Source organism: Paraburkholderia mimosarum LMG 23256 = NBRC 106338 (genome assembly GCF_000739815.1).
GTDB lineage: Bacteria > Pseudomonadota > Gammaproteobacteria > Burkholderiales > Burkholderiaceae > Paraburkholderia > Paraburkholderia mimosarum.
The window spans coordinates 1-520 of record NZ_BBJJ01000378.1 but is presented as its reverse complement, the minus strand read 5'-3'; the positions used below and the strand labels follow the sequence as shown (position 1 = coordinate 520).

General features: G+C 64.4%; 1 protein-coding gene. It reads right to left on the bottom strand.

All coding sequences use genetic code 11. From position 1 onward, the window contains the following. A partial coding sequence (locus tag BMI01S_RS42375; protein ID WP_042293707.1) for a hypothetical protein occupies positions 1-520 on the bottom strand: 520 nt, incomplete at both ends.

Here is a 520-nt window from a genome sequence, read left to right as displayed (position 1 = left end):
GTTGTGCGTTCGTGCAATGGCGTCGAGTTTTGTGTCGAGCAGGCCCGCGAAAGCGAGCAGGCCGTCGCGCTGGTTCTGCAGGGCACGCCGGTATGCGCCTGTACGTGACAGGTCCCGTGCTTCACGTTGCTGCAGTTCGGCAACCACGAAATCGAACAGCCGTTGACGCGTCGCGAGGTCCGGCCCAGCCAGTGACAGGATGTCACGTTCGAGCCACTGAACCAGGGTGCGCAGGTCGGCAGCCAGCTCGTGCGCATGGGCTTCATTGCGCCGAAGCGTTTCCAGCGCGGCTTCGAGGAGGCTATCCTCACCACGTCGACGGGGATTGGCCAGACGCGCTTCGAGCTGCTCGCGCCCGGTGCGAGCGCCACTGGCGACACGATGCCAGAGCGTCGCCAGTGATTTACCCTGCTGGATGATGTGGAACACGTCGCCGTGACACGGCGTATCGGGCCAGGCCATTTTTTGCCCGGCACGCAGACCGGTTCCCGCATCGGCGATCGTGTGCTCAGGATCGAGG